Raw genomic sequence first — 26,776 nt, 5'->3', positions numbered from 1 at the left:
GCAGGTGCTATCAGGTAATGATGTGTTGCTGGTTCACAAGCTCGTCGTACGTGGTCTGCACGTTATCAAGCGTAACGAGTGCAGTATTAGTGTAGGTGCTCCCTGCGCCGTCACGGTCGATGGAGATCACAGTGTTGCTACCGCTTTGTGTGACATGGATATAATTCCCCAGCGAGGCGGTATTACCGTCCCAGCCCACCAGCAGATCGCCAATGTCGATCTTGTCTCCCTGCGCCAGGGAGAAGTTCGTCCAGTGGTCGCCGCCGGCGCTGGTGATGTTGCCCCCCGTCGCGTTGCCCGCCGTGCTGTTCAGCACCTGATAAATCAGCGTGTCTCCGTAGGCCGTACCGCTAATCACATCGTTATGCTCCGAACTGATAAATTTCGGCGCCATGTTGATGGTCAGCGACGCGGTGTCCGTGGTGCCGTTGGCATCGGTCAGGGTGTAGTTAAAGACCTCCTTCGTGGTAATGGTAGAGAGCGATATCCCCGGATTGAGCGTATAGGTGTAACTGCCGTCTGCGGCAATTGCCAGCGTGCCGTAGTGACCCGTGATGCTCGACTGCGTGCTGCCGGTGTAGGGATCCAGCGTAGTGGTAACGCCGTCGTAGCCGGTAATGCTCACGCGGGTATCCACCGAGTGCAGCTGGTCCATCGTCCCTGCGGAACCAGTGCCGTCGAAAATGTTGCCGTCAACGGTGTGGGTGCCCGTGGCGTCGAACTGCGACAGCGAGTAGCTTGTGCCGGTGACGCTTGGGGTGATGGTGATATTTCCTACTCCCAGCGGCCCCATTCTGCCGGTATAGCTCAGGGTGTAGGTCCCCGCCTCCAGGTCGAGACCCGTCAGGTTGACCGTTGCCGTGCCGCCCAGCAGCAGCCCGCCGTTGAACGAGCCGGTTCTGACGGTGGTGGCGCCGTTGGTCAGCGTCCAGTCAACCGTCAATCCTGTAAGCGTCAGCAACGAGGCGACGTTAAACGACAGCACCACGTTGTGCAGCGCGGTATTGGCATCCACCACGAAGGTGCCGGAGCCGGAGCCCTGGGTTGAAGCGAGCAGCGCGGCGTTCCAGCTCGCCGACCCGACGGTTGTATCCGAGTACGCGGCGGTGTGGTGTACCGACGTCACGTCCATCGCGGTGCTGACATCATTCACCGCATTCATCGGCTGCGCGGTTGGGGTGATGTTGAGCGAAGCCGTGTCTTTCGTGCCGTCCGGCGCGGTAATGGTGTAGACGAAGGTATCCGGGGTGCTGATGTGGTCAACGCCGACGCCGCTATTCAGGGTGTAGGTGTACTCCCCGGCCGCGTTGATGCTCAGCGTACCGTACTCGCCGGTAATGTTCGTCAGACCGCTGCTGTTCACCGCTACGCCGTTAACTTCCGTCACCAGCGTGCCGACTGGCGCAATATCATCCGACAGAACGTCCCCGGTAGTGCTCGCGCTGACGCTCGCCACGCTGTAGACATGATCCTGCAGCACGTCCAGCGTGTAGGCCGTCAGGGCGGTGATCCCCGCAGCCGTATTCAGCAGGAACAGGTACTCACCGGCCGGCAGTTGCAGCGTCAGCTGAGGCGAGGTGCCGCCCAACAGCGGCGCGCGCAGCCAGCCTGGTTCAACGCGCATCTGCTCGAAGGTCTGGGTCGCGTTGTTGAACTTGTATACGTACAAATCAAACACCGACGCCAGCGCCACGCCGCCCACGGAGGCCTGGATGGTCATGGTGCGGGTAGTGCCTTCCTCCACGTTATAGATGATGGGATTGGTCATATCGTCCAGCAGGTTCAGCCCCAGCGTGTTGCCGAGATTGATTCCCACCAGGGTAAAGCCGCCCTGGGACGACGTACCGTTGTTAATCGCGTTGACGGTGGTATCGAAGGTCAGCGAGTTCGTATCGTCAACCGCGACAATACCGCTGGTGGCGGTACCGGTGCCCAGCGACAGCACCAGATTCGCCGACGCGCTGACGCCGTTATGCGTGATGGTGTAGCTGAAGCTCTCCGTCCGGCCAATCACCGATGCGCTGGTGTTGGTCAGATCGTAGGTGTAACTGCCGTCGCGGTTAATGGTCAGCGTACCGTACTGTCCCTGGATCACCGTGCCGTCGGCAGTGACGCTGGTGGTGACACCCTGGGCGTTAGTGACGGCCGTGACCGTTGCCCCTGCCGGAGCGTTGTCGCTGCCTGCGGTTGGGTCAACGTCGGTGATCACGTTACCGCCGAGGCTGGTGTCGCCCGTAACGGTGCCCGGCCCGGTCTCTTTCACCGCCACGTCGAGGCTGGTGTAGGAGCCGGTTGCCAGCAGGTTGGTGTTATAGCTCAGCACGCGGTAGTTGCCGTCCGCCAGCCCGGTCAGGTTTAGTGAAACGCCTGTTGCCCCCAGGGTCAGCAGGTCGGCAAACTGCGGCTGTCCGGTATCGACTACGGTAGTCCAGGTATTGTTAACGGTGTCAAAGCGCTGAACCACCAGCTCAAGGGTGTTGAGCAGAGAGAGCACGGCCCCCGTGGCGTTGGCGTTCACGACGATATCCGCGCTGCCGCCGCTGCCCACGGTGAAGTTGACCTGAGCGGTGTCATTACCGAGCAGCGTCAGGACGTTGCCCACGGCGCCGACCAGCAGGAAGCCGTAGTCGCTGTACTGGCTGTTGGTGACGGTGGCCGTGGTGCTGAGATCCAGCTCTTCGACATTATTGCTGGCGGAGAGCGGCACCACCGGCGCGAGCGCCGAGCCGGGCTGCGAGATATTGCCCGCCGCGTCGGTGGCGGTGATTTGCAGCGTCTGGCCTTCAGTCTGTTTGTTAACGAAGGTGTAGCTGTACGTGCCGTTGCTGCCCGCTGTGGTCGTGACCGTCGAGCCGTCCGTTAGACGGATGGTGACGGTACTTCCTGCTTCAGCATTGCCGGTTAATACGCTACCGTCGGCGTTGAAGGTTCCGGTTGGGGCCGTTGGCGCGGTCAGATCGACGATAATCGTCGTCACGGCCGATGCCGGGCTGGTGTTGCCTGCGGCATCGGTGGCCGTGGCGGTGAAGTTGTGGGTGCCCTGTGTCAGCGTGGTGGTTTCCGGCAGCGTCCAGTTGCCATTGCCGTCGGCGGTGACGGTGCCCACCAGCGTGATGCCATCGTAGATCCGTACCGTTGCATTCGCTTCGGCGGTCCCGCTCAGCGCCGGACGCGTGTCGTTGGTCGGGTTGGTGCCGGTTACCGGGCCGATGACGCTGCCGACATCATCAATTACCGAGCTGATGACCGGCGCTGCCGGGGCAAGGGTATCGACGTTAATCGTGTACCCGGCGGTTGGCGCGCTGGCATTGCCCGTCGCATCGGTGGCGGTAAAGGTCAACGTGTGCGGGCCGTTGCCCAGCGCCGGAGAAGGCGTATAGCTCCACGCCCCGCCGGTAGCGATCACGCTGCCGATCTGCACGCCGTTATCGAAAATTTTCACCGTAGAACCCGCTTCCGCCGTACCGCTGAGGGTTGGCTGCGCGTCGTTGGTTATTCCTCCGTTCGCGACTGGCGTTGCCGCATTGCCGACGTCATCCAGAATGCTGGTGAGCACCGGCAGCGCTGGCGGCGCGGTGTCAATCGTCAGACTGAAGCTTGCGGACGACGCGCTGGTGTTGCCTGCGGCATCCGTAGCCTGCGCGGTGAAGCTGTGCGCCCCCTCTGTCAGCGTGGTATTGAGTAAGATACTCCAGCTGCCGCTGCCGTCTGCGGTGCCCGTCCCGACCAGCGTGGTTCCCTCATAGATATTCACGGTGGCAAACGGTTCGCTGGTTCCGACCAGCCGCGGTACGGTGTCGTCAGTCGTCTGCCCGGACGTGATTGGCCCGGTAATGCTCCCCACATCGTCAATCGCCTGGCTGATAACCGGCGCGGTGGGTGCCGTGCTATCGACAACCAGCGTAAAGCCTGGCGAGGCGGGGCTGATGTTCCCTGCGGCATCGGTGACCGTGGCGGTCCAGGTGTGGCTGCCAGCCGCCAGCGGCGTGGACGGCGTAAAGCTCCATGCACCGGTACCGTCAGCCAGCGCGGTGCCGACAGGCTGCCCGTTTTCATAGATAGTGACCGTGGCGTTGGCCGTCGCGGTGCCGCTCAGCGTTGGCGTGGTGTCGTCGGTGCTTTGCCCGGAAGTGAGCGGGATTTGAATACTGCCCACGTTATCTGCCGCCGCTGAAATGACCGGCGCAGACGGCACGCCCGTATCCACCGTCAGGTTAAACGGTGCTGTTGCAGTACCCACGTTGCCCGCCGCGTCGGTGGCGTTGAAGGTAATGGCATGCGGTCCGTCGATCAGATCGGTACCCGGCGTGAAGGTCCAACTGCCCTGGGCATTGACCACGGCGGTGCCAATTTCGTTGCCATCAACAATCACGTGCACCGTAGAACCCACGTCGCCCGTACCGTTGAAGGTCGGACGCGCGTCGTTAGTGCTGTTACCCGACGTGAGCGTCCCCGTGATCGGTGCGACATCGTCAATCACGCTGGTCACCACCGGCACGCCGGGGCCTGCGGTATCGACGGTGAAGGCGAAGACCGACGAGTTCGCCGAGGCGTTGCCCGCGGCATCCGTTGCGTACGCGCGCAGGGAGTAGCTGCCGTCGTCCAGCGGCGTGGTCGGGGTGAAGGACCAGTTACCGTTTACGTCGACGGTCGTCGTACCCAACTGCGTACCGTTATTCATGATGTAGATGGTGCTGCCTGCCTGTCCGGTGCCGCTAATCGTTGGGGTGTTGTCGTTGGTCGCCTGCCCGCTGGTGAGGTTGCCCGTGACGCCGCCAGGGACGTTATCACTTACCGTATCCAGCGTTGGAACCGTCGGCGCCGTGAGGTCAACCACCACGCTCCACGGGGCGGAGACCAGGCTCAGGTTACCCTGCGGATCGGTTGCCTGAACCGTGAACGCGTGTGGCCCTTCGACAAGAGCGGTCTCTGGCGTAAAGCTCCACGCGCCGGTGTCATCAGCCGTAACCACGGCAATCTGGGTAGCGCCATCGAAAATGGTCACGATGCTGTTTGCGTCCGCTGTCCCCGAAAGGGTTGGCGTGGCGTCGTTCGTTTCGCTGCCGCTCGCTACCGGGGTGGCGGTATTGCCCACATTATCCGTTACGCTGGTGATGACCGGCGTGGTGGAAATGGAATCCACCACGATGGTGAAGTCCGCCGAAGGACCGCTCTGATTTCCCGCCGGATCGGTTTCGCGGATGGTCAGAACATTACTGCCTTCTGGCAGGGCGGGCGTGGTGTAGCTCCAGGTGCCGGTATTACCAACCACCACGCTGTCCAGCAGCACGCCGTTGTTGTAGATGGAGATGGTATCTCCCACCGCGCCGGTGCCGGTGAGGGTCGGCTGGCTGTCGTTGGTGGTCTGGCCGCTGGTCAGCGGACCGGTGACAGGACCTACGTCATCAATGACCGAGCCAATGGTTGGCGTGCCCGGCGCGGTCAGATCGACGGTTACGCTGGCCGCCGGAGAGCGGCCGCTGGTGGCACCGTTGAGGGTCGCGGTCACCTCAAAGGTGTGCAGCCCCTCGCCAAGCGCGGCCGGCGTATAGCTCCAGTTGCCGCTGCCGTCGGCGGTCACCGTTGTTAATGGCGTCGTGCTACCGTCCTGATAGATAGTAATCACGCTGCCCGCTTCGGCCGTACCGGTAAGCGTTGGCGTGGTGTCGTTGGTGGTTTTGCCTTTCACATCGCCGATGACCGGGTCCACGTCATCGACAATAGCCGTAATGACGGGTACCTGCGGCAGCTCAAGCGGCGAGTCGGTGACGATAAAAGGCACGTCAGCGCTGGCATTTCCTGCGGCGTCCGTGGCGGTCACGGTCAGCGTGGTTGGATCCAGCTGCGCCGGGCTCAGCGCAATGGAGAAGCTGCCGTCGCTGCCGACAACGCCGGTACCAATGACCGTGCCACCGCTGTCTTTCACGGTAATGGTGCTTCCCTCTTCGCCGGTACCGGTCAGCGGTGTCCCTTCATCAGCCAGGAGCATGTTGCCCGGATCGGCCGGGGCGACGGTATCGACCGTAACGCTCAGCGGTGCTGAACTACCAGAGAGGTTACCCGCCGGATCGCTGGAAGAGACGGTGAAGGTATATGTAGCATCCGGCAGCGTCGCGTCGGCAGTCCAGCTCCAGGTGCCATCCGGCTGCACTGTTACCGTCACGGCAGATGGCGTGCCGTCTACGGAAACGATCACGGTAGTTCCCGGCTCACCGGTCCCGGTAAGGGTTGGCGTGCCGTCCTGCGTATACAGCTGGTTGTTGGACAGCTGGCTGTCAGCAACGGCGCTAATGACTGGGATTTCCGGCGCAAGGGTATCGAGCGTGACGGAAACGACCGGGCTCGGCGCGCTGACGTTACCCGCGGCATCGACTCCCGCAACGGTGATGTTCAGCAGGCCGTCCTGCTGTGGTGGCAGGACAAAGCTCCATTCTCCGTTAACGACATCGACACGTCCTACCTCAACGCCGTTGTTGTAAACGATGACCGTGTCGCCAGTCGTGCCGGTACCTCCGACGGTTGGCGTCGCATCGGTGATTAAGCCCCCATTCGGCTGGCCCCCGACGGCGTCAAATACCGGGACATCCGGTGCTACGGTATCCACGTTAATCGTAATCGCTGGCGACGGGTCAGAGACGTTGCCCGCCTCATCGGTGGCGGTGGCGGTATAGACGTGGCTGCCTTCCCCAATATTACTGTCAGGACGCCAGCTCCAGTTGCCGTTGCTGTCTACCGTCACGGTGCCCACGATGGTCGGTATGCCGTTAACGGTATCAGTGATGTTGATAACGTCATTCGCCGTACCGGTGCCGCTCAGGACCGGGCGCGGATCGTTGGTGGTTCCGCCATCGGGAACGGGGCCGGTTATCTGGCTGACGCTGTCGGTAATCACCGGTGCTGCTGGTGCTGTTGGCGCATCGGTATCAATGGTGATGGTGACCGGCTGCGACGGGGCGCTTTCGTTGCCCGTGCCGTCCATATTGGTGACGGTCAGGGTAATGTCATAGGTGCCGTTAGGCAGCGGGGTAGCTGGCGTCCAGGTCCAGTTGCCGGTGCCGTCCACGAGCACATCATCAAGCTTGACGCCACCGTTGTAGATGGTCACGGTATCGCCCGGATTGCCGGTGCCGCTCAGGGTCGGTGTGGTGTCGCGGGTGGTTTCTCCCGGGTTCAGCGGCGTTTCTGTGCCGTCAGGATTGACGGTGATTGCCGGGATATCCGGCGTAGCTGGCGGAACGGTATCTACCGTCAGTTCAAACGGCGTTGAGATGGTGGTATTGCCCGCGGCATCTGTGGCATGCACCGTCAGCGTATGCGGGCCGTCGGTGAGCGGGATAACGGGGGTAAAGCTCCAGCCGCCGCTGCCGTCGAGGGTCGCGGTGCCGAGCAGGGTGGTACCGTCATAAACGGTAATCACCGCATCTGCCGGCGCGGTGCCGCTCAGGGTCGGCGTGGTGTCGTCGGTGGTGTCGCCGCTGGTAAGCGGCCCGTTAACGCCGCCCACGTCATCGGTTACGGTGGCGATGGTGGCCGCCGCTGGCGGTGTGGTATCGACGGTCAGGGTGAAGCCGCCTGACGGCTGGCTGGTATTACCCGCTCCGTCGGTGGTGACAGCGGTAAAGGTATAGGTGCCGTTAACAAGCGGTGTGGTTGGGGTATAGGTCCACGTGCCGCTGCTGTCGATCACAATTGTCGTGAGATCGACGCCGTCCTGGCGGATGGTGACGGTTGAGCCCGGCTCCGCGGTGCCGCTCAGGGTCGGCGTGGTGTCATTGGTGCTGTCGCCAGAGTTGAGCGCGCCGAGGCGCTCTGGCACGTCATCCACCACCTGGGTAATGACCGGCGCATCCGGGGCAACGCTGTCAATGATGATGCCCCAGCTGTTGGAAACGTCGCTAATGTTGCCCGCCGCGTCAGTTGCGACGGCGGTCAGGGTATGTTGACCCTCAGCGAGCGGGGTGTCCGGAGTAAAGCTCCACGCGCCGAGGCCATCGGCGACGGTGGTTCCAATATCAACCCCATCCACGCGGATGGTGACCGTGGCGTTGGCCTCGGCGGAACCGCTGAGCGTCGGGGTTGAATCATTGGTGGTCTCATTGAGGTCGAGCGAGCCGGTTCGTCCGGGCACATCGTCAACGACCTGCGTAATCACCGGGGCGGCCGGTGCTGTCCCGTCGACGATAATGGTCCACGCGTTCGATTGTCCGCTCGGGTTACCGGCGGCATCCGTTGCCGTTGCCGTCAGCACGTACGTACCATCAGCCAGCGGAGAGGGCGGCGTAAAGCTCCACAGGCCGGATGAGGGGACGGCCACCGTGCCGATGATATCACTGCCGTTGAAAATCGTGATGGTCGAACCGGGTTCGCCCGTGCCGTTCAGGGTCGGCGTGGTGTCGTCGGTGGTGTCGCCGCTGGTAAGCGGCCCGTTAACGCCGCCCACGTCATCGGTTACGGTGGCGATGGTGGCCGCCGCTGGCGGCGTGGTATCGACGGTCAGGGTAAAGCCGCCTGACGGCTGGCTGGTATTACCCGCTCCATCGGTGGTGACAGCGGTAAAGGTATAGGTGCCGTTAACAAGCGGTGTGGTTGGGGTATAGGTCCACGTGCCGCTGCTGTCGATTACAATTGTAGTGAGATCAACGCCGTCCTGGCGGATGGTGACGGTTGAGCCCGGCTCCGCGGTGCCGTTGAGCGTCGGCGTGGTGTCATTGGTGCTGTCGCCAGAGTTGAGCGCGCCGAGGCGCTCTGGCACGTCATCCACCACCTGGGTAATGACCGGCGCATCCGGGGCAACGCTGTCAATGATGATGCCCCAGCTGTTGGAAACGTCGCTAATGTTGCCCGCCGCGTCAGTTGCGACGGCGGTCAGGGTATGTTGACCCTCAGCGATCGGGGTGTCCGGAGTAAAGCTCCACGCGCCGAGGCCATCGGCGACGGTGGTTCCAATATCAACCCCATCCACGCGGATGGTGACCGTGGCGTTGGCCGCGGCGGTACCGCTGAGCGTCGGGGTTGAATCATTGGTGGTCTCATTGAGGTCGAGCGAGCCGGTACGTTCAGGCACATCGTCAACGACCTGCGTAATCACCGGGGCGGCCGGTGCCGTCCCGTCGACGATAATGGTCCACGCGTTCGATTGTCCGCTCGGGTTACCGGCGGCATCCGTCGCCGTTGCCGTCAGCACGTACGTACCATCGGCCAGCGGTGAGGGCGGCGTAAAGCTCCACAGGCCGGATGAGGGGACGACCACCGCGCCGATGATATCGCTGCCGTTGAAAATCGTGATGGTCGAACCGGGTTCGCCCGTGCCGTTCAGGGTCGGCGCCCGGTCGTTGGTCAGCCCATTCTGGTCCACGGGACCGGTTGTGTTCAGCACGTCGTCAATCACCGACACGATAACCGGGGCCTGCGGTGGGGTGATATCCGGCGCTGCTGCGGAGGTTGCTGGCCCCGTGTTGCCCGCAGCGTCGGTGGCGTCTGCGGTCAGGATTTCGCCGTTGAGCTTAGGCGGGGTCAGCGTCAGGCTAAAGTTGCCCTCGCTGTCGGCCACAGGGGTGCCAAGGATAGCGTCGCCTTCACGGATGGTTACCGTGCTGCCAGGCTCCGCGGTGCCGGTGATGGTGCCGCCATCATTCGATACGACGAGGTCGCCGGGGGCCAGCGGCGGCGTGGTGTCCACGGTGAAGATGATTGGCTCTGAGGCCGCACTCTGGTTTCCGGCTGCATCGGTTTCAACGACGGTTATCGTGTGCGTTCCGTCCGCGAGCGGGCCGTCTGGCGTGACGCTCCAGGTGCCGTTCGGCAGCACCGTTGTGGTTCCAACCGCGACGCCGTTATCGTAGATAGTGATTGTGCCACCGGGCTCGCCCGTTCCCGCCAGGATCGGCTTTGACGCATCGGTAGGCGTGCCTGCGGTTATGGTCCCTCTGATCGCACCCGTGTCGTCGGTCAGCACAATCGCGGTCGGCGCGGTCGGCGGGGTAAGATCCACGGTGAGGGTAAATACCGGTGAGGCCGGTCCGAGGTTGCCGGCGGCGTCGGTTGCCCGCACGGTAATCTGGTGGGTGCTTTCAGTCAGATCGGTTGACGGGGTAAATGTCCAGGTGCCGTTGCTGGCGACGAGCGCCGTGCCAATGGCGACTCCGCCGTCATAGATGGTTACGGTGGAGCCCGCCTCCGCGGTGCCGCTGAGCTGCGGGCGTGGATCGTTGGTGCTGCCGCCGTTTGTGACCGACCCCGTTTGAGGATCAATATCGTCCGTCACGCTGCCGATCGTTGGGGCATCGGGTGCGGTGAGATCCGGCGCCGTAATCGTTGTGCCCTGGCTGGTATTCCCGGCCGCATCCGTCGCGGTGGCGGTCACCTGTTCGCCGTTGGTCAGCGGAGTGCCGAGAGACACGGTAAAGTTGCCGTCACTGCCGGTTTTTCCGGTGCCAAGGACGTTGCCGTACGCATCTTTCAGCGTGATGGTACTGCCGGGCTCGGCGGTACCGGTGACGCTTTTACCGTCCGACGAGAACTGAAGGCTGGAGGGTGCATTCGGCGGTGTTGTATCCGGGTTGGTGGGATCGACTGGCGTACCGGGGTTAGGGTTAGGATTGTTGTTATTCCCATCATCGTCATCCCCGCCGCCGCCGCCGCCACTGGAGCTTGCCACCGCCGCGATGGCGCCAGCCGCGACAATGCCGCCCAGCGCCCACGGCCAGATGGCGGCACCACCTGCATCACTCCCGGATGCGGCCAGCAAGGCGTCCGTGGACGCGATGGATTCGTACGTGGCGGCTCCTGTGGGATCTTCAATCCACCATAACGCACCGTCACTCTCCTGGAGCACCAGCTGGCTCACGCCCTGCGCGTCGGTGACATAGAAGTTTTTAAGGGTGATCACTTCCCCTGAGTGCAGTGTCACCACCAGATCGTTACCACTTCGCGCGAAGTGGGAGACATCGGCTCGCTCTACATGAAGCTCAACGATAGAGGAATGGCTCAGCGTAACCTGTGTGCCTTCCGTAGTCGTTTCCACGCCAGTGAGTTTTGATATAACAGAGATTTGGCTCATTTAGGTATTACTCCAGCAGAGTTATCGTGAACGACGAGCAAGACGAGCCATCTCTGGAGAAGGTAAAGGGCGCCCCCGGCGGAGTTACTGTTTATTAAACAGCACTCACCGTCTTTTTTAGAGCGAACGATGCCCGCCAGGACTCAGAGTGGCAACATCAGAGCGAATGTAATTACTTATCAGACAGAATGTTTGCTATGCGTATTTTCGCCTTATAAAACCCTGTAATTAATAGAGGAATTGGTTTTGAGGATATAAAAATGATATAGACAGAAAACGGTGAATGTGCAAATTAAGCTTTCGTAAATAAAGGGGTAAGTCGTAAGAAGGGCATTAATTTATTGATGTGGATTATGTGTTTATTTTCTTACTGTCTTGTTTTTATTGGTTTTTTTATTTTTAGTTTGCGTGTTTTATTTGTGCTTTAGGTGTAATTTAATAATTGGTAGTGACGTTTTTGAATCTAATTAAAAATGTTATTATTTAAATCTGCTTAATTTGTGTTTAAGTTAGGGTAACATTTTTAATGTAGGATATATTATATTAATTAGAATTTAAAATATATTCTTATATGGTGTGGGAATTCTGCTACTGCGAGCGAAAATATAATAACCTGCTTTATTTTCAATGCGGTTCATCTATTAGCCTGATACTAAGGTCGAAAAAATATGACCACGGGGATGGGCAGCCGGACGTTTGCATTAATACCCTCTGTTCGAAGCATTAAAAAGGCCGCTAACGCGGCCCTGAGATGAGTGTGTCGATTACTCAGTGACTTTCTTTTCCAGCTCGCTGGCACCTTCTTTGGTTTTGTTCCAGCCTTTCTCTGCGCCTTCTTTAGTGGCATCCCACCCCTTCTCGGTGCCTTCTTTGGTTTTATGCCAGGCTTTCTGGGAATCTTCGCTGACTTTGCTGCCAAAGCTTTCGCTCTTACCTTCCGCAGCATGCTGCTGTTTCAGCTTCAGCTCTTCGCCCTTGTTCTGCTCTTCGTGCAGTTTTTGCTTCGCTTCGTTGGCGTTTGCATTCGCCGCAGCGACGGTATCGTCAGTTGCATGTGTGGTCGCAGCAAATACTGGGGAGGCCAGCAGAACGGCAGATAATGCGATAATTGTTTTTTTCATAATATCCTCATTTAACGTTATCGGTTATGAGCGTGATTCAGCATGGCACAGACGAAGCGGGGTGGCTTTAGGAAAAAACTGTAATGAGATCAAAGTACCCAGGTAAGCGCCTCCTTGCTTGAGGATCACCCGAAGGATAAAAAACCTATTTCTATGAGGGCTGCAAGGGTCAGCAGAATAAAGAAAATAACGACCATGGGTCTGTACATTTTAAGGCTCCATCCTTGTGTGATGTCTTGTCCAGCGTACGGGATACATCGTTAAGCCATCCCCGGCACGACATATCCCCTGAGTGAATTGTGTCCGTTTTTACTTTTCCATGGGAGGAGGGCGGTGTCGTTGATGTTTATCAAAGGGCAGCGGCAGGGTAAGGAAAATCTGCATGAAAGTTACTGGCCTTGTTAGCGTTGAACGCTTTGCGTTGCCGCTGGCTGTCGCCACTGGCGGACGTGCTCGATCAGGGCTCTTAGCTTGGGCGCCATATTGTGACGCTGGGGGAAATAGAGATAAAAGCCTGGAAAAGACGGAAGAAACGCATCCAGCAGGGCAACAAGCTGCCCCGTTTCAATATACGGAGTGAATGTATCCTCTGTGGCTAAGGTTATGCCGCCGCCGGCCAGTGCCAGGCTGAGCATAAGGCGGAGATCGTTTGTGGTGATCTGCGGTTCAATCGCCACATCGAAAGGAACTCCCGCCTCCTCAAATTCCCAGCGATAGGGGGCAACGTCCGGGGCTGGGCGCCAGCCGATACACCGGTGAGCCACCAGCTCGCGGGGGTGCTCAGGTACGCCATGAGTCGCCAGATAGGATGGTGAAGCCACCACCCTCTCACGCTGCTGACCCGTAAGGGGAACGGCGATCATGTCTTTTTCAATAACTTCACCCAGCCTTACCCCGGCGTCATAGCCCGCCGCCACGATATCGAACTCCTCGTCCGACACGAAGATATCAAGCGATACCGCAGGATGCGCAGCCGCAAACGAAGCGAGCAGCGGGCCAGAGAGAAAGGCTTCCGCGATTGAGGTGACCGCGATTCTGAGCTGGCCGCGCGGTGCGCTGTCCGACGCGACGTCTTCAAATGCCGCTTCAATATTGGCGATGGGGGCCTGCAACGATTTACGCAGCCGTTCCCCTGCTTCAGTGAGGCTTACCGAGCGCGTGGTGCGCATCACCAGCAGGGTTTGAAAACCATCTTCAAGACGCCTAATCCCCTGGCTGACAGCGGAGCGGGTTATGCCCAGCCGCGCGGCGGCAGCGCTAAAGCTGCGCTCCTCTGCGACCGCCAGAAAAACAGGTAACAGATTGAGATCGATTTTCATTGTTTAACATTGCTAACCAGTGAGTTCAGTAAATGCAGGATACAAGAAACAATGGTGAGTATCTATTATCACGTTGAACTCAACGTAAGGAGCAAAATATGAACAAAGTTATCTTAATTACCGGTGCATCAAGCGGTATCGGAGAAGGTATTGCCAGAGAGTTAGGCAAGGCAGGCGCGAACGTTTTCCTGGGCGCTCGCAGGCTGGATCGCATCAACGCCCTGGCTGCTGAAATCCGCAGTGCAGGGGGGGAAGCAGAGGCCGCAGTCTTAGACGTTACCAGCCGGCAGTCGATGGCTGACTTCGTACAGGCAGCGCGTGAAAAGTGGGGCCGCATTGACGTGCTGATTAACAACGCGGGCATCATGCCTCTTTCTCCGCTTTCGGCAGGCAAGCAGGATGAGTGGGAGCGCACCATTGACGTGAATATCAAGGGCGTGCTGTGGGGGATAGGCGCCGTTCTGCCGATTATGGAAGCCCAGGGCTCGGGACAAATCATTAATATCGGCTCGATTGGTGCCTTGTCCGTGGTGCCCACGGCTGCCGTCTACTGTGCCACCAAATTCGCCGTACGGGCGATTTCGGATGGTTTACGTCAGGAAAGTTCGAACATCCGCGTGACCTGCGTTAACCCTGGGGTAGTGGAAAGCGAACTGGCCTCGACCATTACGCACCCGGAAACCATGGCGGCGATGGACGCGTACCGTGCTATTGCCCTCAAACCTGCTGATATCGCCCGCGCTGTACGCCACATCATCGAGGCGCCTGAGAGTGTCGATACAACAGAAATTACGATCAGACCGACGGCATCTGCGAACTAACGTTGCGGATGAAAAAATGCAGGTTAGCGCAGCTGGTTTACAACAGATCTGACTGGTCTGCGAATCCAGACTACGCTTGCTAAAAAATGGTCGTCTGAATTTCGGTTGTGACGTTCATACTGAATGCTTAGATTCATTTTCAATCTATTGAGAGGAAATGAATATGAATTTTGCAGAACTCCACAACCAGGAGCAGCCCCTGCTTATCGCTAACGTTTGGGACGCCGCCAGTGCTGTCGCAGCGCAAGAAGCAGGCTATCAGGCACTGGGAACGTCCAGTGCAGCAATAGCGTCCATGCTGGGATATGAAGACGGGCAGGGAATGCCGTTTGATGCATTATTTTATGTGGTCACCCGTATCCGGGCTGTCAGCAGCCTGCCATTGAGTGTTGACATGGAAGCAGGATATGGTGATTCAGCCGAAGAGATAGTCGCTAATCTCAGGCGCCTTGCTCAGACAGGCGTAGCAGGCGTTAACCTTGAAGACAGCAGAGTCATTAATGGTAAGCGTCAGCTTGACGATATCTCTGATTTTTCCCGTAATCTCAGAACAGTATGCAATGCGCTGAGAAGCGAAAACTGTAGCCTGTTTCTGAACATTCGGACTGACACTTACCTGCTCGGGCATGATGACGCATTGCAGGAGACGATATTACGGGGTCAGAGCTATAAAGCCGCAGGTGCTGATGGCCTTTTTGTTCCCTGCCTGACGTCAGAGAAAGACATCAGCCTCATTGCAGAGGCAACGGGCCTGCCTCTGAACGTCATGTGTATGCCCGATCTTCCGTCGTTCGACAGGCTGAAGCTGGCCGGGGTAAACCGCATTTCAATGGGCAATTTTGTTCATTCAGCCATGCAGTCAACGCTGAGTGATGTAATGCATGCGATTCGAACTCGTCAGTCATTTGCAGGACTTTTTAGCGATGAAAATAACCGATAAGAATTTGTGTGATGTCTGGTATCAGGCATTACTTGAACGAGATTCAGAATATACCGGCGTATTTTTTGTTGGCGTCAAAACTACTGGCGTATTCTGCATTTCGGTATGCCGGGCGCGAAAGCCCAGGCGCGAAAATGTTGAATTTTATAAAGATGCCAAATCCGCCCTGGCGGATGGCTTTCGTCCCTGTAAGGTCTGCAGACCCGCTGAAAATGCGCACAGTGCGCCATTATATGTTGAACAAGCGCTTGCGCTTGTCAGGCGCGATATTAAATCCCGTGTGGCTGACGCGCAGCTTCGCCAGCACGGAATCAGTCCGGAGCGGGTAAGACGCTGGTTCCTGCAACATCACGGCATCACTTTTCAGGCTTTCCAGCGAATGCAGCGGGTGAACGTTGCCCTACAGGAGCTCAAAAGCGGACGAGCGGCTACTGACGTTGCGCTGGACAATGGCTATGAATCCCTGAGCGGGTTTGGTTACATCTACAAGCGGCTTACTGGCGCAGCGCCGACTCAGGCAACCGAGGTGATTGTCATTCATCGGTTTACCACTACGCTTGGGCCTATGTTTGTCTGCGCGACAGAGCGGGGAGTGTGTCTGCTGGAGTTTACCGATCGCCGGATGTTAGAAACGGAATTCCGCGATATCCAGCGTTTATTTAACGCCAGAATTGTCACCGGAGAAAACAGCCATACCCGGCAGACAGTAAAAGAAATCAGCGAGTATTTTGCCGGAACTCGCCGACAGTTTGAGCTCTCTGTGGATGCCCCGGGCAGTGATTTTCAACAATCCGTCTGGCATGAGTTGCGTGCAGTTCCTTATGGACAGACTTCGCACTATCAGGCCATTTCGCTAGGGATGAATAAGCCCAATGCTGTGCGCGCCGTCGCTGCAGCTAATGGTGCAAACCGGATTGCGATTGTGATCCCTTGTCACAGGATAATTGGCAAAGATGGAAAGATGACGGGTTACGGCGGTGGTATTTCGCGCAAAGAATGGCTCATTGAGCATGAGCGAAATAACGTTTAATGGCGTAATGTTCCATTGTTGCCGGAATATTTTACGAACTTCGCGGGATAAAATGCAGACACAAAAAAGCCCGCAGGGCTTGCGCCGTGCGGGCTCTTAGGACTTCATCGGATGACTCTGGTAATCACCGATGGAGAATTTTGGTGGAGCTGGCGGGAGTTGAACCCGCGTCCGAAATTTCTACATCCTCGGTACTACATGCTTAGTTTGTCTTTACATTCGCACGCCAGCTGCGGACAGACACGCCACTAACGAACTAGCCTGATTAGTTTTAACGCTTCAACCCCAGGCAGGGCTTCCACGCGATCTCTTTTGGGTTTGACCTCTCTTTGATCCCCGTCTTAAGAGCGGAAGCTAGGGAGAGAGGGCTCAGAGCAGGTTATTAAGCTGCTAAAGCGTAGTTTTCGTCGTTTGCGACTATTTTTTTGCGGCTTTTAACGAGGCAAACCGCCCCTCGGCATGCACCTTGGGTTTCGCAAATCCCGTCGAATCCAGAATCAGCCCCAATAGTGTTGAACTAAGTATACCAGATTTCACTTCCTGGATACCAGCCCGGAACGCTAACTTATTGAATAGTACAATAAGTGTGCAGAATCAACGTCCTGCGTTTTTCATAATGCGCGCTTTATCCAACTGCCACTCACGTTCTTTCAGGTCAGTACGTTTGTCGTGCTGTTTTTTACCTTTCGCGACACCAACTTTCACTTTGCACCAGGCATTTTTCCAGTACAGTGACAGGGCGACCACGGTGAAACCTTCACGGTTGATGCGTCCGTAGAGGGATTCCAGCTCACGCTTGTTCAGCAGCAGCTTACGGGTGCGCGTTGGGTCACATACGTAGTGCGACGAGGCGACGGTCAGCGGCGTAAAGTTCGCGCCGAACAGGAAGGCTTCGCCATCTTTAAGGATCACGTAGCTGTCGCCGATGTTGGCTTTCCCGGCGCGCAGCGATTTTACTTCCCAGCCCTGCAACGCAAGGCCAGCTTCGAATTCTTCTTCAATGAAATACTCGTGGCGAGCACGCTTGTTGAGCGCAATGGTCGCCGAGCCTGGTTTATGTGCTTTTTTCTTCGTCATAAGTGTCGTAAAGCCGTCGGTAATCTGATTTCAAAAAGTCACCTCATTGCGTCCTGTGAGGTCTAACGCGCTATCTTAGCACGAGATGAGGCTTAGCGTTTTTTTAACAGGTGATAAATGTTATTATTTGTCCGTTGTGTGACCATGGAAAATGCTATGCCTCAGATTAGCCGTACTGCGCTCGTTCCTTACAGCGCGGAACAAATGTATCAGTTAGTGAACGATGTTCAGTCTTATCCAGAGTTTATCCCGGGATGTACCGGGAGCCGCGTTCTGGAGTCTGGCCCGACGCAGATGACTGCGGCGGTGGATGTCTCCAAAGCGGGGATCAGCAAGACGTTCACCACCCGCAATACGCTGACTAACAATCAGAGTATTTTGATGCATCTGGTGGATGGTCCATTTAAAACCCTGATGGGTGGCTGGAAGTTTACGCCACTGAGCGCTGACGCCTGCCGCATTGAGTTCCATCTGGACTTTGAGTTCACCAATAAGCTAATTGAGCTGGCGTTTGGCCGCATCTTTAAAGAGCTGGCGTCAAATATGGTTCAGGCGTTTACCACCCGCGCCAAAGAGGTTTACAGTGTCGCATAAGATTGCTGTAGAGGTGGTCTACGCGCTGCCGGAGAAGCAGTACCTACAGCGTGTAATGCTGGAAGAGGGGGCAACCGTTGAGGCGGCTATCCGCGCGTCCGGCATCCTTGAGCTTCGCAGAGATATCGACCTGGAGAAGAACAAGGTCGGGATTTACAGCCGTCCGGTGAAGCTGGGCGACGTGTTGAAAGAGGGCGATCGGGTGGAGATTTATCGTCCACTGATTGCCGACCCGAAAGAGCTGCGTCGTCAGCGTGCGGAGAAGTCGGCTAAGTAGCGTGTTTCCCCCTCACCCTGTCCCTCTTCCCAAAGGGGGGAAGGGATAAAGAAAAACAAAAAAGGTGCTCGTTGAGCACCTTTTTGCATTTCTGGCTTCTGATTATTTTGTCAGGGCAGGTTTGTTGTCGATGTTGGTCAACACACCGGCGCTGCTGAAGGTCAGCGTCAGGGTCTGCTGGGTCACGCTTTCGTGGCCAGGCTGCTGACGGAATACATAGAACCAGGTGTTAGTGCCGAACGGATCGGTCATCATCGGGGTTCCCAGTGCATAAGCGACCTGCTGTTGTGTCATCCCCACGCGGATTTTGGACACATCGTTAGGGGTAAGGTAGTTCCCCTGGTTGATGTCAGGACGGTAAACCACTTTCTCCAGAGTGGAACAGCCTGCGGTCAACATCAGAAGAACCGCTGCGGCAGCGGTCAGCATTTTACAACGCATAGTGATTTGATTCCTTTTCGGGCCCGAGCAGAACGCGGCTCATATGTAATATGCCGATGATAATAGACCTTGCCCCACTTTGAAACCGGTCTGGCGGCGTTTTTGTTGTTCTGTATGACCCTGAGATCCCGAAAAAGTTTATGCCGCCAGCAGTTCTTTCGCGTTCGCGAGCGTATTACGCGTGACTTCACTGCCTCCGAGCAGTCGTGCCAGCTCCTGCAGACGCGCGCGTTTATCCAGCGGCTTCATGTGCGTTTCGGTCATTTCGCCGTCGGTTTCTTTACTGACAATAAAGTGATGATGACCACATCCCGCGACCTGCGGCAGGTGGGTGACACACATCACCTGCGTTGACTCACCTAGCTGGCGCAGCAGTTTACCCACCACTGCCGCCGTTGGGCCGCTGATGCCGACATCCACTTCATCGAAAATCAGCGCCGGGGTTTCCATTTTACGTGCGGTAATCACCTGAATCGCCAGCGCAATACGCGACAGTTCGCCGCCGGATGCCACTTTGGAGATTGCCTGCAGCGGCTGCCCCGGGTTGGTGGTGACGCGGAACTCGATGCGATCCGCCCCTTCTGCCGTCAGGTGGTTCTCTTCAAAACGGACATCAATGGTGAATACACCGTGCGGCATCGCCAGCGTGTGCATGCTGTCGGTGATGTGCTGGCTTAGCTCCTGAGCGTAATGTTGACGGATCTCATGCAGTTTTTTCGCCGTGGTCAGCGCCTGCTGATGATGCAGGTTCACTGCCAGAGAGAGGGTTTCCTGCGAATCCACCTGATCGTCAAGCTGCTGCTGTTCTTCGAGCAGAGACTGATAATAGCCTGGTAGTTCTTCCGGCGTAACATGGTGCTTGCGCGCCAGTGAAATCTGACGAGAAAGGCGCTGCTCCAGCTCAAACAGGCGGTTCGGGTCGAGGTCCAGCCGTTCACAATAATGACGCAGTTCGTCACTGGCTTCTGAGATTTGAATCGCGGCCTCTTCCAGCATATCCAGTACGCCAGAAAGTTTACTGTCCATGCCGGCCAGTTCGGTGACCAGTTGACGGACATTGTACAGCTGGCTCTGCAGGTTAACGTCTTCGCCATCTGCCAGCATGTTGAGGGCATTCTGGCTGGTTGAGAGCAGGTGGCCGCTGTTGGCGAGGCGCTTGTACTCTTCGTCAATTTGTTCAAACTCACCCGCCTGCGGGTTGAATTCGTTCAGCTCTTTAAGCTGGTACGCCAGCAGCTCCGCACGCGCGGCGCGCTCCTGGCTTTGCTGCTGGTGCTGGGCAAGCTCGCGGCAGCTCTGATGCCACTGGCGGTAGTGCTCCGCCATAAGCTGAGTAAGCGCGTACTCACCAGCATAGCCATCAAGCAGGGCTTTCTGCTGTTCTGGTTTGACGAGTTGCTGATGCGCGTGCTGACCGTGGATCTGGATAAGCAGCTGGCCGAGTTCGCGGAGTTGGGAGAGGGGGACTGCCGTGCCGTTGATAAAGCCACGGGAGCGCCCGTCGCTGCTGATCACGCGGCGAAGTAAACACTCACGTCCATCTTCGAGCTGATTTTGTTCCAGCCAGCGCAGGGCTGCAGGGGTATCTTTCAGGGAGAAACGTGCGCAAAGATCGGCACGGTTTGCGCCCATGCGCACCATGTCGCCCTCTGCACGGCCGCCAAGGCACAAGCCGAGGGCATCAATGGCAATGGATTTACCCGCACCGGTTTCGCCGGTGATCGCCGTCATGCCGCTGTGGAAATCGATCTCAAGCTCACGAACAATGGCAAAGTTGCTGATGGTCAGTTGTGCCAGCATAATTGTTTTCCTGTATGAAAAACCATAACTGTGTTTTCATACAGTATAAACTGGTTTTTTATACAGTAAAGTACTGGATGCAAAATCAGAACAATTTTTTTGACCAGCCAAGCTTCGAGCTTAATGTGTTGAAATAGCTGTAATCTTTCGGGTGAATCAAGTTCAGGTGGTAATCACACCGGCGAATAAGAACATCTTCACCTTCCTGGATTGGCAGCGCGATCTGGCTGTCGCAGCTGATCTCCAGGTCGTTACGGCGGTGCGAGAAGCGCAGACGTATCGTACTGTCGCCGTTAATCACCAGCGGGCGCGCGGAGAGCGTGTGCGGGAACATCGGCACTAGCGTAATAGCATCCAGAGAGGGCGTCAGGATCGGGCCGCCCGCAGAAAGCGAGTAGGCGGTTGAGCCGGTCGGGGTGGAGATAATCAAACCGTCAGAACGCTGGGAGAAGGCAAAGATTTCGTCGATATAAACTTCGAACTCAATCATGTGTGCCACTTTACCGGGATGAAGCACCACCTCGTTAATCGCGGTGCTGATGCGCTTCTGGCAGTCCTGCTGGCACACCTGCGCTTCCAGTAAAAAGCGTTTTTCGCTGATATAATGACCTTCCAGCACGTCGGCCAGCTGTTGCTGCGCGTTGTCCGGGTCGAGGTCGGTTAAAAAGCCGAGATTGCCGCGGTTGATACCGATGACCTTGATGTCATAACGCGCCAGCGTGCGTGCCGCACCGAGCATGTTGCCATCGCCGCCCACCACCACGGCGAGATCGGCCTGTTGGCCAATTTCCGCCAGCGTGCCGGTTTTGACGCTCTTCAGCTGCAGTTCCTGCGCAATTTGCTGCTCGACCATCACTTCATAGCCTTTGCTACACAACCAGCGATACAACATTTCATGTGTCGTCAATGCGGTAGGGTGACGCGGATGCCCGACGATCCCAATACACCTGAAATGATTATTCATTTTCTGGAGGTCCTTGTGCCTGATGAATGATGACAATCTCTCTTGTTCCCTTGAATCCAGGAAACTGATCCCCATAATAAGCGAAGTTAGCGAGATGAATGCAGAAAAACGCGGAGAAATTCATGAGTAGTAAAGAACAGAAAACGCCTGAGGGGCAAGCCCCTGAAGAAATTATCACGGAACAGCATGATGAAGTTGAGGCTGTAGAGCCAGACGCATCTGCTGAGCAGGTGGACCCGCGCGATGAAAAAATTGCGAATCTGGAAGCCCAACTGGTAGAAGCACAGAATCGCGAACGCGACACCGTTCTGCGCATCAAGGCGGAAATGGAAAACCTGCGTCGTCGCACCGAGCAGGACGTTGAGAAGGCGCATAAATTTGCGCTGGAGAAATTCGTCAACGAACTGCTGCCGGTGATCGATAGCCTCGACCGCGCGCTGGAAGTGGCTGACAAAGCGAATCCGGATAACGCGGCGATGATCGAAGGTATCGAACTGACGCTGAAATCCATGCTTGACGTCGTGCGTAAGTTTGGCGTGGAAGTGATTGCGGATACCGATGTGCCGCTGGATCCAAACGTTCACCAGGCCATTGCGATGGTGGAATCTGAAGAGATTGAAGCCGGTAAAGTGCTGGGCGTGATGCAGAAAGGTTACACCCTGAACGGCCGTACCATTCGCGCTGCGATGGTGACCGTGGCGAAAGCGAAAGCCTAATTTGCTACCTGTAGTGCCGGGTGGCGGCATTCGCCTTACCCGGCCTACGCTTTATTCGGCAATACTTTCCCGAAGTGGCGTGACGGGCAGCACCTTCACCTGCTTAATCATATTGTCCTGCACGTCCAGGATATCAATATCGTACTGCTCAATGCGCACCCGCGTGCCCGCCGCTGGGATCTCTTCCAGCGCTTCCAGAATCATCCCGTTCATGGTACGAGCTTCATCTTCCGGCAAATGCCAGTTAAAGGCTTTGTTGAGTTCACGGATGTTCGCGCTACCGTCAATCAGCACCGAACCGTCGTTCTGCGGAGTCACTTCCTCCGCGAGGGAAGGGGACATCGACGTGGTAAAGTCTCCCACAATCTCTTCCAGAATATCTTCGACCGTCACCAGGCCCTGAATATCGCCGTACTCGTTGACCACCAGGCCGACTTTTTTCTTGTTGCGCTGGAATTTAACCAGCTGCGTGCTGAGCGGCGTACCTTCCGGCACGTAGTAAATCTCGTCGGCGGCGCGCAGCATCACCTCTTTGGTGAACTCTTTTTTCTCGGTCATCAGACGGTAGGCTTCGCGCACGCGCAGCATGCTGATGGCGTCATCCAGCGAGTCGCGATAGAGCACGATGCGCCCATGCGGAGAGTGCGTCAGCTGGCGGACAATGGCTTTCCAGTCGTCGTTGATGTCGATACCGACGATCTCGTTGCGCGGCACCATGATGTCATTCACACTCACTTTTTCCAAATCCAGCACCGACAGGAGCATATCCTGATTGCGCCGGGAGATCTGCGAGCGGGATTCGTTCACGATGGTGCGCAGCTCTTCTTTGCTGAGCGCGCTGCTGATAGTGACGTCGGCTTTGATCCCCACCATCCGCATTAAAACGCGCGTGACCATGTTCAGCAGCCAGACCAGCGGCATCATCAGGATCTGCAGCGGCGCCAACAGGAAGCTGCTCGGGTAGGCCACCTTTTCCGGGTAAAGCGCGGCGATGGTTTTTGGCAGTACTTCGGCAAACACAAGCACCACAAACGTCAGCACGCCGGTGGCAATCGCGACCCCGGCATTGCCGTACAGGCGCATCCCAACGATGGTGCCGAGGGCTGAGGCCAGAATATTGACAAGGTTGTTGCCGATAAGTACCAGGCTTATCAGCCGATCCGGCTTGCGGAGCAGTTTTTCAACGCGGCGGGCGGCACGGTTACCCTGTTTAGCACGATGACGCAACCGGTAACGGTTTAAGGTCATCATGCCGGTTTCCGAGCCGGAGAAATAGGCGGAGATGACCACCATGACGATCAGGATAACGATCAGCGTGGTGGTAGAGATGTGTTCCAGGGGGAACTCCTTTTATAACTTAGCCAGCAAATTGCTGTATGAAGCGGCTGCCAAAATAGGCAAGGGTGAGAATGCCCGCACCCGCGACGTTGAACCAGACGACGCGACGACCGCGCCAGCCTTCATGATAATGGCCCCACAACAGGACAATATAGACAAACCACGCGATGATGGAGAGCACTGCTTTATCGATATTCTCCACGCTGAACAGGTTCTTCATGTAAAACAGGCCGGTGCAAAGCGTGAGGGTCAGCAGCACCACGCCTATCTGGGTGATGTGGAACATCTTACGCTCAATGACCATCAGCGGCGGCATTTCATGGTTGAACGCCAGCTTTTTGTTTTTCAACTGGTAATCAATCCAGGCGAGCTGCATGGCGTAAAGCGCGGCGATGATCAGCGTCGCATAGGCGAACAGTGACAGGCCGATGTGCACCAGCATCCCCGGCGTCGCCTCCAGATGCGTAATGAATTCATTAGGCATAAAAGTGGCTAAAGCCAGATTGATCAGCGCGAAGGTATAGACAATCGGCAGCAGCAGCCAGCCGCGATTTTTAGACGCGACGATGGTCATTACCGTACAGATCATCAGGCTGACCAGCGAGCCGACGTTGAGGACGCTCAGGTTTTGCACGCTGCCGTCGCCGGGAATGATGCGTGATTCCAGCGCAAACGCGTGGCTTATCAGTGCGATGACCGCCGAAAGAATAGCCATGCGCCGCCAGCCGCTGTTTTTTTGCAGCAGTCCGGGAATAATCAGCGCGAGGCTGACAGAGTAGGCAACAAGGGCGATCAGTGCGAAAACAGGCATATAGGCATCGACAGTTGTCTTAATAAGAAAGAGAAGCAGTATAACGTTACGTGACGCCTGCTCCAACCGTTGCATAACAACAAAGGCGCCTTCATGTTATACTCCGGCAAAATTCTGTGTATGTGTCGCTCAATGCGGCCCAACGTTTCTACTCAGGCGAGAGACAATGTTTGATAATTTAACCGATCGTTTGTCGCGCACGCTGCGCAACATCAGCGGCCGCGGACGCCTTACTGAAGAGAACATCAAGGAAACGCTGCGCGAAGTGCGCATGGCGCTGCTGGAAGCAGACGTGGCGTTGCCGGTTGTTCGTGATTTTATCAACCGCGTAAAAGAGAAGGCGGTTGGTCATGAAGTTAACAAGAGCCTGACCCCGGGTCAGGAGTTCGTCAAAATCGTTCGTAACGAACTGGTTTCGGCGATGGGCGAAGAGAACCAGGTGCTTAACCTGGCGGCTCAGCCGCCGGCCGTGGTGCTGATGGCGGGCCTGCAGGGTGCGGGTAAAACCACCAGCGTCGGTAAGCTGGGTAAATTCCTGCGCGAAAAGCACAAGAAGAAAGTGCTGGTGGTCTCTGCGGACGTCTATCGCCCGGCGGCGATCAAGCAGCTGGAAACGCTGGCCGAGCAGGTCGGCGTGGACTTCTTCCCGTCCGACGTTGCCCAGAAGCCTGTCGACATCGTTAACGCCGCGCTGAAAGAAGCGAAGTTGAAATTCTACGACGTGCTGCTGGTGGATACCGCCGGTCGTCTGCACGTTGACGAAGCGATGATGGACGAAATCAAGCAGGTGCACGCTTCTATCAACCCGGTAGAGACCCTGTTTGTCGTTGACGCCATGACCGGTCAGGATGCGGCGAATACCGCGAAAGCGTTTAACGAAGCGCTGCCGTTAACCGGCGTGGTGCTGACCAAAGTCGACGGCGACGCCCGCGGCGGTGCGGCGCTTTCTATTCGTCATATCACCGGTAAGCCGATCAAGTTCCTCGGCGTGGGCGAGAAAACCGAAGCGCTGGAGCCGTTCCACCCGGACCGTATCGCCTCCCGTATCCTTGGCATGGGCGACGTGCTGTCGCTGATCGAAGATATCGAGAGCAAGGTCGACCGCGCGCAGGCTGAAAAGCTCGCCAGCAAGCTGAAAAAAGGTGACGGTTTCGATCTGACCGACTTCCTTGAGCAGCTGCGTCAGATGAAAAACATGGGCGGCATGGCAAGCCTGATGGGCAAACTGCCGGGCATGGGCCAGATCCCTGACAACGTTAAATCCCAGATGGATGACAAAGTGCTGGTGCGTATGGAGGCGATCATTAACTCCATGACGCTGAAAGAACGAGCCAAGCCAGAAATCATCAAAGGTTCCCGTAAGCGCCGTATCGCTGCCGGTTGCGGCATGCAGGTGCAGGACGTTAACCGCCTTCTGAAACAGTTCGACGACATGCAGCGCATGATGAAGAAAATGAAGAAAGGCGGCATGGCGAAGATGATGCGCGGCATGAAAGGCATGATGCCTCCCGGTTTTCCAGGGCGTTAATCGCTTTTGAGATTGCTTTTTGCCCGAAAATGAGTAAAATTTTCGGGCTTTTAATATGACACCCGGGCTCCGTTCCTCGATGGGGCCCGGTTGTTTTATTCACACAAGAGGATGTTATGGTAACTATTCGTTTAGCACGTCACGGCGCTAAAAAGCGTCCGTTCTACCAGGTTGTTGTGACTGACAGCCGTAATGCACGCAACGGTCGCTTCATCGAGCGCGTTGGTTTCTTCAACCCACTGGCCTCTGGCGCAGAAGAAGAAACCCGTCTGGATCTGGATCGTATCGCTCACTGGGTTGGCCAGGGCGCTACTGTTTCCGATCGCGTTGCTACGCTGATCAAAGCAGCAAACAAAGCAGCTTAATCTGTCACGGTGGTCATGATGAGCAATAAAGCACCTGTTGAACCGATCGTATTGGGAAAAATGGGTTCTTGCTACGGTATCCGTGGTTGGCTCAGAGTGTTTTCCTCCACTGAAGACGCTGATAGCATTTTTGATTACCAGCCCTGGTTCATCCAGAAAGCCGGTAAGTGGGAAGAGGTCGAGCTGGAAAGCTGGCGTCACCACAATCAGGACATCATCATCAAGCTGAAAGGCATTGACGATCGTGATGCCGCGAATGCGCTGACTAATTGTGAAATTGTCGTGGATTCGTCGCAGTTGCCACAGCTGGAAGAGGGCGACTACTACTGGAAAGACCTTATGGGCTGCCAGGTAGTCACCACTGAAGGTTACAGCCTGGGGAAAGTCATCGATATGATGGAAACCGGGTCAAATGACGTTCTCGTCATTAAGGCAAACCTGAAAGATGCATTTGGCATCAAGGAGCGGCTGGTCCCGTTCCTCGATGGACAGGTTATCAAGAAAGTCGATCTCGCTACTCAAACCATTGAAGTAGATTGGGATCCTGGTTTTTAAATTCTCCGGATAAACGGTAA

The 26,776-nt window shown here is 56.8% G+C and carries 18 protein-coding genes and 1 other RNA gene; 9 read left to right on the top strand and 10 right to left on the bottom strand.

Translation table 11 applies throughout. The features are described from left to right. Positions 1–10: 10 nt before the first annotated feature. The 3 genes from AC2FAJ_RS21050 to AC2FAJ_RS21040 form a co-directional block, all read right to left on the bottom strand. Positions 11–11,059, bottom strand: a complete 11,049-nt coding sequence (locus AC2FAJ_RS21050) for a BapA/Bap/LapF family large adhesin (RefSeq protein ID WP_485454489.1) — start codon at positions 11,057–11,059, stop codon at positions 11–13. Positions 11,060–11,823: 764 nt separating this feature from the next. Further along, on the bottom strand, positions 11,824–12,180 hold the full coding sequence (locus AC2FAJ_RS21045; RefSeq protein WP_028014145.1) for a hypothetical protein: 357 nt from the start codon (positions 12,178–12,180) through the stop codon (positions 11,824–11,826). A gap of 401 nt (positions 12,181–12,581) precedes the next feature. After that, positions 12,582–13,499 carry a LysR family transcriptional regulator gene (locus AC2FAJ_RS21040; protein WP_048957969.1) on the bottom strand — a complete coding sequence of 306 codons (918 nt, stop codon included), beginning with the start codon at positions 13,497–13,499 and terminating at the stop codon, positions 12,582–12,584. Positions 13,500–13,597: 98 nt separating this feature from the next. On the opposite strand from AC2FAJ_RS21040, the gene AC2FAJ_RS21035 reads away from it, so the two are divergent. The 3 genes from AC2FAJ_RS21035 (at position 13,598) to AC2FAJ_RS21025 (ending at position 16,290) form a co-directional block, all read left to right on the top strand. Beyond that, a complete protein-coding gene (locus tag AC2FAJ_RS21035) occupies positions 13,598–14,320 on the top strand; it encodes an SDR family oxidoreductase (protein ID WP_047367534.1) in 723 nt (240 codons plus the stop codon). Positions 14,321–14,483: 163 nt separating this feature from the next. Then, complete coding sequence (locus AC2FAJ_RS21030) at positions 14,484–15,260, top strand: isocitrate lyase/PEP mutase family protein (RefSeq protein WP_163332853.1); 777 nt, start codon at positions 14,484–14,486, stop codon at positions 15,258–15,260. Beyond that, complete coding sequence (locus tag AC2FAJ_RS21025; RefSeq protein WP_447087580.1) at positions 15,244–16,290, top strand: bifunctional transcriptional activator/DNA repair enzyme AdaA; 1,047 nt, start codon at positions 15,244–15,246, stop codon at positions 16,288–16,290. The genes AC2FAJ_RS21030 and AC2FAJ_RS21025 overlap by 17 nt, the downstream gene beginning before the upstream one ends. Positions 16,291–16,431: 141 nt before the next feature. Here AC2FAJ_RS21025 and ssrA read toward each other — a convergent pair. Beyond that, positions 16,432–16,795: a transfer-messenger RNA gene (gene ssrA / locus AC2FAJ_RS21020) on the bottom strand. Positions 16,796–16,884: 89 nt separating this feature from the next. Beyond that, positions 16,885–17,367, bottom strand: coding sequence for an SsrA-binding protein SmpB (gene smpB / locus AC2FAJ_RS21015; RefSeq protein ID WP_008502505.1), 483 nt, complete (start codon positions 17,365–17,367; stop codon positions 16,885–16,887). Between the two features lie 156 nt (positions 17,368–17,523). Here smpB and AC2FAJ_RS21010 point away from each other — a divergent pair, with 156 nt between their 5' ends. Together AC2FAJ_RS21010 and AC2FAJ_RS21005 are read left to right on the top strand one after the other, a co-directional pair. Beyond that, positions 17,524–17,961, top strand: a complete 438-nt coding sequence (locus AC2FAJ_RS21010; RefSeq protein ID WP_008502504.1) for a type II toxin-antitoxin system RatA family toxin — start codon at positions 17,524–17,526, stop codon at positions 17,959–17,961. Further along, entirely contained in the window at positions 17,951–18,238 is a 288-nt protein-coding gene (locus AC2FAJ_RS21005) for an RnfH family protein (RefSeq protein WP_060572341.1), read from the top strand. The genes AC2FAJ_RS21010 and AC2FAJ_RS21005 overlap by 11 nt, the downstream gene beginning before the upstream one ends. Before the next feature lie 102 nt (positions 18,239–18,340). Here the strand turns inward: AC2FAJ_RS21005 and bamE are convergent, their stop codons facing one another. The 3 genes from bamE to nadK all read right to left on the bottom strand — a co-directional run bounded on the left by bamE (position 18,341) and on the right by nadK (position 21,443). Then, complete coding sequence (gene bamE, locus AC2FAJ_RS21000) at positions 18,341–18,679, bottom strand: outer membrane protein assembly factor BamE (RefSeq protein ID WP_028014132.1); 339 nt, start codon at positions 18,677–18,679, stop codon at positions 18,341–18,343. A 138-nt stretch (positions 18,680–18,817) separates the two neighbouring features. Then, positions 18,818–20,479 (bottom strand): DNA repair protein RecN, encoded by a 1,662-nt coding sequence (gene recN / locus AC2FAJ_RS20995; RefSeq protein ID WP_060572343.1) that lies wholly within the window; start codon positions 20,477–20,479, stop codon positions 18,818–18,820. Between the two features lie 85 nt (positions 20,480–20,564). Further along, complete coding sequence (gene nadK, locus AC2FAJ_RS20990) at positions 20,565–21,443, bottom strand: NAD(+) kinase (protein WP_008502500.1); 879 nt, start codon at positions 21,441–21,443, stop codon at positions 20,565–20,567. 122 nt (positions 21,444–21,565) lie between these two features. Between nadK and grpE the strand changes: the two genes are divergently transcribed. Continuing rightward, a complete protein-coding gene (gene grpE / locus AC2FAJ_RS20985; RefSeq protein ID WP_032644906.1) occupies positions 21,566–22,159 on the top strand; it encodes a nucleotide exchange factor GrpE in 594 nt (197 codons plus the stop codon). 51 nt (positions 22,160–22,210) lie between these two features. On the opposite strand, the gene AC2FAJ_RS20980 is transcribed toward grpE, so the two are convergent. Then, the gene (locus tag AC2FAJ_RS20980) at positions 22,211–23,497 is read right to left on the bottom strand and encodes an HlyC/CorC family transporter (RefSeq protein WP_032644905.1); all 1,287 of its coding nucleotides are present in this window, start codon (positions 23,495–23,497) and stop codon (positions 22,211–22,213) included. Positions 23,498–23,516: 19 nt separating this feature from the next. After that, positions 23,517–24,308 carry a cytochrome C assembly family protein gene (locus AC2FAJ_RS20975; RefSeq protein ID WP_032645009.1) on the bottom strand — a complete coding sequence of 264 codons (792 nt, stop codon included), beginning with the start codon at positions 24,306–24,308 and terminating at the stop codon, positions 23,517–23,519. A 166-nt stretch (positions 24,309–24,474) separates the two neighbouring features. Between AC2FAJ_RS20975 and ffh the strand changes: the two genes are divergently transcribed. The 3 genes from ffh (at position 24,475) to rimM (ending at position 26,756) form a co-directional block, all read left to right on the top strand. Then, positions 24,475–25,836 carry a signal recognition particle protein gene (gene ffh / locus AC2FAJ_RS20970; protein ID WP_003863132.1) on the top strand — a complete coding sequence of 454 codons (1,362 nt, stop codon included), beginning with the start codon at positions 24,475–24,477 and terminating at the stop codon, positions 25,834–25,836. A 116-nt stretch (positions 25,837–25,952) separates the two neighbouring features. Beyond that, complete coding sequence (rpsP, locus tag AC2FAJ_RS20965; RefSeq protein ID WP_022649067.1) at positions 25,953–26,201, top strand: 30S ribosomal protein S16; 249 nt, start codon at positions 25,953–25,955, stop codon at positions 26,199–26,201. A 15-nt stretch (positions 26,202–26,216) separates the two neighbouring features. After that, positions 26,217–26,756 carry a ribosome maturation factor RimM gene (rimM, locus tag AC2FAJ_RS20960; protein ID WP_028014127.1) on the top strand — a complete coding sequence of 180 codons (540 nt, stop codon included), beginning with the start codon at positions 26,217–26,219 and terminating at the stop codon, positions 26,754–26,756. Positions 26,757–26,776: the final 20 nt, after the last annotated feature.

The sequence above is a fragment of the Enterobacter cloacae complex sp. 385G4 genome (assembly GCF_057320665.1).
The sequence above is the reverse complement of the archived record's forward strand: the minus strand, read 5'-3'. Positions and strand labels throughout refer to the sequence as shown.